Raw genomic sequence first — 7,299 nt, 5'->3', positions numbered from 1 at the left:
GCCTTTGGCGTCAATATTCAAAGCTTCGTCCACGCCGGAAGAAAGGACGGAAAGAGCCACTCCGCCGGCCGCGGCCGCGGATTTGATGTTAAGGCCGGTCGCGGAAGAAACGGTGGAAGCATCAATTTTAAAAGCGGGATTGGTGACGCCGCTGGCTCCGACGACCAAAGCGGTAGCCGAAGCGGAAGTGATCGTTTCCGTGCCGCCTATCGAGAGTCCGGTCAAAGTTCCGAGAGAAGTGATATTGGTTTGCGCCGCGCCGGAGACAGTGGCGGCACTGCCGTCAATGCTCGTGATGCCGGTAAGGACTAAAGCTCCTGAGGCTCGGTTCAAGGCCACGGAGGTCATACCGATAAAAGTGGAAGAACTGTTGGCCGCGCTGTCGCCGGTGTTGGTGCCGGTGGCCGTGCCGCCGCCGGTGGCAAAGTCCGCGTCCGAGAGAGCGGTGTTGAATTGGGCGGTGGTGCCGGTGATCCCGACAATGCTTGTCTGGTCCCCGGTGTTAGCGCCGGAAATTGTTGCATCGCCGGAAATTGTCAGAACGCGATTGGCATTGTTAAGAGTTACGGTCAATGTTTTGTCGGAAACCGTCAGATTTTCCGTATTGGCCAGTTTCAAATCAAAAGCTCCGGTGCCGGTGGAGCGGACACCGAAAGAAGTGAGAGCACCGATTGAACCGCCGGCAATAGTCGGCGCGGTTCCAAAGACCAATGCTCCTGAACCTGTTTCGTCTGAAATAACTCCTTTAAGTTGGAGCGATGTAGTTAAAGCAAATTGAGATAACGGATTAGCTACCAGTGCATCTCCGCCTCCGCCAATTGTTACCCAAGACAATGTCCCAGTTCCATTTGTTTGTAAAAATTGGTTTGGTGTCCCGTCGTCTACCGGAAGAGTCAGAGTGTATGGCGAGGATGTTATACCCGATTGTATAGAAACAGTATTGCTATTCGCAGAATTTTTTAAATTTATAATTCCTGTTATGGACGAAGCTGTTCCCAAAGTAAGCCCGCCTGCATTTACCGCACCGGCTAAATTAAGCGCTCCGGAATTCAATACCGGAATTTGATTGCCCGCTGGAGTTTGCGACGGAGTAAACCCTCCGACCGTATTGGCATTCACGGCAAAACCGGAAGAAACAATTCGCTGGCGCGGGCTCAAATTATCAAAAGTCACTCCGGCGCAAGAACCGCTTACTTGCGCGGCCACGTCAACATTTAAAAAAACGGTGTCATTGTCTTGAAAATTATAATCAAGAAGATCACCGCCTGCCGCCGTATCGCCGACACCCGCGTTAAAAATTCCATTTCTAACATTGACTATCATCGTAAGCGGCGTTCCCGTGGGCCAAATCTTGCTGTCCGGCGCCCCGACAGTCACGTCATTATAAATAGAAAAGCGAAAACAATAATTTTCCGGTGGAACACCGAGCAAATCGCCCGAATTATTTAAAAGCCTTCCTTGATAATTTAAAATTTTTGGCGCGCCGGCAACCGCTTGCGCCGAAGACGGAAGAAGATTAAAAACAGACAATACGACAAGTATTATTGAAAAAATAAAAAACCTAGAATTTTTAATTTTAAATTCTGATTATTTCTCATTTTATTTATTCAAAACAAACCCCCTATTAACCTTTTTGTTTATGTAATATTATACCATATTTTCACCAAAACAACAAAATACCGGATTTTAGCCAATTTAAAAAACTTTTATTCCACTCCCCGGTTAAAATGTCCGGTGGTGGTGTTTTCCGTAAAACCAAAATTACCGGATAAATAATTTTCCACGATTTTTAAAAATTTTCCCGAACCTTCTATCGTCTGAATTATCCTGATATTATCGGCGTCTAAGTTGTTTATGCCGGTAAAATATAGCGGCACAGAATTTAAAATTTGCATCCGGCAATTGGCGCAATCCGTAAAAATCGGAAAATTTATTTTTTTCTCATCAGTTATCCTGCATTTCCTCTCACCGCAAAACGAAGTTCCACGCAACACGCAATGTTCAGCGATCATTAGCGGCAAATAACCGTACACAACCGCTTCTTTTTCCATTTTCTCGCAATTAAGATCATTAATTTCACTAAGCGTGCTTTCCACAGAAGCGGTAAAACCCGAAAAACCTAGATCCTTCATCTCCCGCACCGAATAATTATTAAAAATATTCATCGAAAAATCTCCGATTTTTTTGGCTTTTTCAGGTAAGATCCTCAAGTATCCGAGCGCTGGCACCAGAAATCCGTCATAGTCGGCAAATATTTCTATTTTTTCTCCTTCTCTAAAAATCCTTGGCAACGCCTGATAAACTTCAATATTATTTTTATGGAATTTTTCAACATTAATTTTAAGCGCGGTATAGATCCGGCTGATTTTTTTATTCGCCAGCTCATCCAAAACCGCCGAATCATTCGATTGAATGGCAATCCGCCGTCCGGCATTTACCGCTTTATCTGTCATTGCGAGCCCCGTATTCGGGGCGCGGCAATCTCTAATTTCGGTTATGGGTTGCTTCGTCTCCGCCAGTGGGCGGATTCCTCGCAATGACAAAAGATTCGGCGTTTCTTTTTTCTCGCGCTTAAAAGAATTTATAATTTTTTTTTCGAGTTTCTGCGCGCCGTCGCGGCGCAAATTATTTAAATTTTTTAAAGGAATATAAACTTTCCCGACGATCTCAACATCAATTTTCTCGACAAAAAAAGGCGTAGCCCCAAGCTTAGAGAGCTGTTTGCGCGCCGCGTCTTCCGAAGTCTCGATCTTTATGGCGCTTTCCGCTTTTTCCCCTTCTGTTTTTACGCCATTTATTTCCAGAGAAATATTTTTTCCTTCCTTGGCCCGGAAGATCATTCTTGCCGGGGTCTTTTTTTGATAATTTTCTTCTGCCAGCGCTTCCAATTTTTTATTAAGCTTATAGTCAAAATTTTTATAAACTTTGTCCCCGACCCGAATATCTCCCTCGATAAAAATATTTATGATATCCCCGGACATTTTTTCCACCCGGAATCCGATATTTTTTTCCTGCCCTTCCCGCCCCCAAATTTCCAGCCCATCATTTACTCCCACGTCTTTTGTCCTGATCTTTATTGCGCCGCGCCGCGCTTCTATCACCAAACCCGCCAATACGCCGAAATTTTTCGATCTCTCGGGCGAAATCAGATCTTTGGGTTTTTTATCGAGCAAATAGCCGTGAGAAAATCCTCCTCGATTAAAGATCCCGGCCAATTCTTTTTTATCCGCTTCCAATTCTTCCGGCACTATTTTTTCATTCCGCGCCAAAGAATTTACCGCTTTCCGATATTTTTCCAGCACTCCTCCGACATACGCCGCGCCTTTCATCCGCCCTTCAATCTTTAGTGAATCAACAAATTGAATTTTATCCAAAATATCCAAAGCGCACAGGTCTTTGGTGCTTAATAAATATCCCTCAGTGTTCAAGCTTTCACTCGTTTTGCTGTCAACCAACGCATATTTTTTCCGGCACGGCTGAGCGCAGCGGCCGCGATTTCCACTGCGTCCGCCGATCATCGAACTCAAAAAACATTGCCCGGAATAGGAAAAACACAACGCGCCATGAACAAAACATTTTATCTCGATTCCTCGCCTCTTCGGCGAGTCCGCCGTTGAGGCGGATTGCAGCTTACTTTTAATATCGCAAATTTCTTTTATCGTCAGCTCCCGCGCCAGCACCGCTCTTTTAAAACCCATTTTTCCCAAGACCAAAATATCATTTAAATTATGCGCGCTCATTTGCGTGCTGGCGTGGAGCGGCAGATCAGGCCAATATTTCCGGGCAATATTAAAAACTCCCAGATCCTGAACGATCAAAGCGTCTATGCCTTCCGCGTATAGAAAATTTATATAATCAAAAAGCCCGGCAAACTCGCTGTCTTTTACCAATATGTTTACTGCCGCGTAGCACTTCACGCCTCTCAAATGCGCGTAGTCAATGGCTTTCTTGATTTCCTCCCGCGTCAAATTCACCGCGAGATTTCTCGCGCTAAAGTCTTTTCCGCCAAAATAAACCGCGTCGGCTCCCGCCTCCACCGCCGCGATAAAACTTTTCCAATCTCCTGCCGGAGCAAGAAGTTCAGGTTTTGTCATAATTTTATAAATATTTTAAATCTACAATAAACTTATTATAAGGCGAATGCGGTATATTTTTTTATTGAGGACTCGGGCCAGCTTGCACCAATAAACCGAATAAATTAAAAAATATTTTGCAAACACATTTGATCAATTAAGAAAAACCTTATAGCGCCCGCCGCAAATAAAAAAATATACTGTATTCGCCACTCTACAATTATATGAATTTTTCCGCTAAATAAACCACAAAAGTAAATCTGATGATCTTGCCGAGCAGCGCGTACAGCGAAAAAACCCAAAAATTAATTTCCAAGACCCCGGCAATACCCGCAAAAATATCCCCCACAATCGGAACCCATGTAAGCAAAAGAATCGGTGCGCCGTAACGCTCAAATATTTTATGATACTTTTCCATTTTTCCCTCTTTCTTTTCCGGTCTTTTTTTTAAGATCTTTTCCCTGCCAAGATATCCCAAATAATAGGTGGTGCAGCTTCCGAGATAGCTTCCGATAGCCGCAACGGCGATGATATAAAATAATATATTTCCATCAAGCGCCATCTTTGCAGCAATCAAATCCGGCGACAATGGTAAAATTGTCGCGGCTAAAAAACTGGCCGCAAAAAGAGTTAGGTATGTTATTATCACTATTGATATCATAGATAAAATCTTAGAACAAACGAACAAAAGAGAGAAGCGCGCCGCTCCTCTTTTCTGTTTTTCACATACTAAACATAAATATTTTCTATACGCTTTGCCGTCCGTAACTTAAGGCAATGGACTGGTTGAGGGACTGGGCGAAGGACTGGGCGAAGGACTGGGCGAAGGGCTTGGTGTTAAAGTTTCCAAAGGTATTATTTCCGCCGGAGGTTCTTCCGCGCCGCCGCTCTCTTTCAATCTTAATTTTTCTTTTATATTTTCAAATCCCGCCTTGTCCATAACAGTGGTTTTTTCTTTCACTATTTTTTCGTCCAAGTTAAAAACATATTTATTGATTTGCAGCAAAAAATTAACCACTAAAACAAAACTGCCGATTGCCAAAACAATAACTAAAAAACTCAAAAAAGCGTAGATCTTATCTTTTGTCCGGCTATTCAACATGGTAACAAGATTAATTTTTAATGTAAAGCTTGGCTTTAAAACTTAAATGGCTATTGTCGTTAAAAACTCCCGCGCCATTATTAATGCTAACGCTTCCGATCTCAATGAAATAAGGAAGCCTTTGCATTTTTTTAAAATAACTTTCAAACGATCCGAAATTGCCATCAAGGCTTGCCGAAAAATCAATGCTTCTCATTCCGCCGATGATCTGCGCGATCCCCGAAGAATCAAAAATTAAATTTTGGGTATTATTAGTTTCACTTGCCAGCGCGTCCAGGCTCGTAACCACTTTATCAAGGCCATCTTCTTTAGGCAAAGATTTTTTCAGAATCGGCAACCCGTCCCGCACCAAAGGATAATCGGTTTTAAGAAAAGAATAATTTTCATCTCGATTTTCCAAAACCTTCAACATACTGCGTGATTCATAAATATTCTTGCCGCTTGCTTCAATTTTATTTTTTAATACAAAAGACCCCGCACTGCCCGCGACAATGATCACAAAGATCGTTATGATTAATTTTACAATTTGACTTAATTTCAACCCATTAGAAATTTCCATATTTATATTTTCTTTATTACTTGCCTCGTTAAAAATAATTTATTTATTTATTTCTAACGGGTTTCATATTGTAAGCTATTTCAAATTAAAACTTGTACTAAAAGGAATGTTGCTTTTTTGAGCGATGTTTTGCACGGAAAATTTTACGTTACTGAAAAAAGAAGAATTGGCTAATCGGAATTTAAACGCGTTTAAGTCTTCCCTGGATGAAGAAACCCCGGAAATTGCGATCACACCTGAAATATTATCAAAACTGATGCTTGTCAAAGCTATTCCCGAAGAATTCAAACTGCTGATCTTTCCCATTATAGCCCCGTAATCAGTGCTGGTTTTGGAAGAAACGTTTAACAAGTCGCTGACGTAGCCATTGAATTCTTTGGTTTCCTGGTCAATTTTGGAATAGTCGGCGGGCATTTGCATGTTGCTTCTGGTTTCCATTTGCCGGCTTAAGTCCTTTCCCAAATAAGAAATAAAAAATAGCGAAGTCGTAAAAGCCACTATGTAAAACAACATTATGGTCGCCACTACGATCAAGATCGAGTTGGCAAAAGAGGTCATCTTTTGCGTTTCGTAAAGACTTTCCGTGCCAACCGGCAGCAAGCTGATAATAGTATCCTCGCTCCGGGGAATAAAAGCGCGCTTGGCCGCTCCTCCCACGGGAATCCAGTCATAATTATCTATCGAAGAAATGCCGGAACTGGCTTTTTCGATCAAAACATCTTTGTAATCTATCTTTCCAATGATCTTATCCGCGTCAAAACCCTCACTCATCAATAAAACTTTTTTAATTTTTTCCTTATTGTACTGATTTTCAAAATAATACGACAAATTCTTGATTTTTGTTTTCAAAACTTTGCTAAGATCGCCAATATCTTTGATCGGCGCGCCGCCGGAAGCTTCCTGCCAAAATTCAAACTGGCTGAAATAAGAATTATTACCGCTATAAATCATGCTGGTTACGCCTTCGTCCGTCAAATAAAAAAACAAAGTCGGTTCACCGGTTATTTCCGCCGCCCGGCCGATCGAGAGCGTTGTCGATTCCAAAGCGATAAGACTGAAACCATTCTCCTCCAAAGCGCTTTTATAGGCGTTTACTATTCCTTTGGGAATAATATAGGTCAAAATCTTGTCTTTTACCTTGCCGGTTTCGATCAGTTGCCAATCCAGATAGCATTCGCTCAAAGGCAAAGGCGAAGACTTGGCAACATTAAAACTAATCGCTTCGATCAATTGTTCATTCGTTAAATTTTTTGGAAATTCCAAAATATCGCTATAAATATTATTTTGAGAAACAGTAACGATCGCAAACACGGACAGCGCGCTCCGGGGTTTAAATGTTTTTTTGAGACTAGCCAAAGCGGCGCTTAGTTTTTTTCCATCTTTCACCGCGCCATGATCGATCACGCCCTCTTCCATGTCCACTTCGGATTTTCCTTGAACGGAAATATTGCCAAAACTATCTTTGGCCAAAGCCAGCATCCTAAGCTTTCGATTGCCTATTTCAATACCGACTATTTTTTCTTTGGGAATCAAAAGATTTAGAAAATCCATTTTTAAAATTTATG

Annotated in this window: 6 protein-coding genes; all 6 read right to left on the bottom strand. The window is 42.1% G+C overall.

What is annotated here, in order from left to right; all coding sequences use genetic code 11:
- Positions 1 to 1,530 (bottom strand): hypothetical protein (locus Q8N37_04935; GenBank protein MDP3057827.1); only part of this gene is annotated, 1,530 nt, incomplete at its 3' end.
- A gap of 176 nt (positions 1,531 to 1,706) precedes the next feature.
- A complete protein-coding gene (locus Q8N37_04930; GenBank protein MDP3057826.1) occupies positions 1,707 to 4,094 on the bottom strand; it encodes a U32 family peptidase in 2,388 nt (795 codons plus the stop codon).
- A gap of 199 nt (positions 4,095 to 4,293) precedes the next feature.
- Positions 4,294 to 4,734 (bottom strand): YqaA family protein, encoded by a 441-nt coding sequence (locus Q8N37_04925; GenBank protein MDP3057825.1) that lies wholly within the window; start codon positions 4,732 to 4,734, stop codon positions 4,294 to 4,296.
- 108 nt (positions 4,735 to 4,842) lie between these two features.
- Complete coding sequence (locus Q8N37_04920; protein ID MDP3057824.1) at positions 4,843 to 5,175, bottom strand: hypothetical protein; 333 nt, start codon at positions 5,173 to 5,175, stop codon at positions 4,843 to 4,845.
- Positions 5,176 to 5,185: 10 nt separating this feature from the next.
- A complete protein-coding gene (locus Q8N37_04915) occupies positions 5,186 to 5,734 on the bottom strand; it encodes a hypothetical protein (protein ID MDP3057823.1) in 549 nt (182 codons plus the stop codon).
- Positions 5,735 to 5,809: 75 nt separating this feature from the next.
- Positions 5,810 to 7,285, bottom strand: a complete 1,476-nt coding sequence (gene pilM, locus Q8N37_04910) for a pilus assembly protein PilM (GenBank protein MDP3057822.1) — start codon at positions 7,283 to 7,285, stop codon at positions 5,810 to 5,812.
- Positions 7,286 to 7,299: the final 14 nt, after the last annotated feature.

The sequence above is a fragment of the bacterium genome, from assembly GCA_030693205.1.
Lineage (GTDB): Bacteria > Patescibacteriota > Minisyncoccia > JAHIHE01 > JAHIHE01 > JAHILZ01.
Note: the sequence above shows the minus strand (reverse complement) of the source record. Positions and strands in the feature narration are given on the sequence as shown.

Bases quoted from the DNA above. Each gene is read 5' to 3' on its own strand.
- Q8N37_04930 (MDP3057826.1), bottom strand. From the start codon at position 4,094: ATGACAAAACCTGAACTTCTTGCTCCGGCAGGAGATTGGAAAAGTTTT.
- Q8N37_04925 (MDP3057825.1), bottom strand. From the start codon at position 4,734: ATGATATCAATAGTGATAATAACATACCTAACTCTTTTTGCGGCCAGT.
- Q8N37_04920 (MDP3057824.1), bottom strand. From the start codon at position 5,175: ATGTTGAATAGCCGGACAAAAGATAAGATCTACGCTTTTTTGAGTTTT.
- Q8N37_04915 (MDP3057823.1), bottom strand. From the start codon at position 5,734: ATGGAAATTTCTAATGGGTTGAAATTAAGTCAAATTGTAAAATTAATC.
- pilM (MDP3057822.1), bottom strand. From the start codon at position 7,285: ATGGATTTTCTAAATCTTTTGATTCCCAAAGAAAAAATAGTCGGTATT.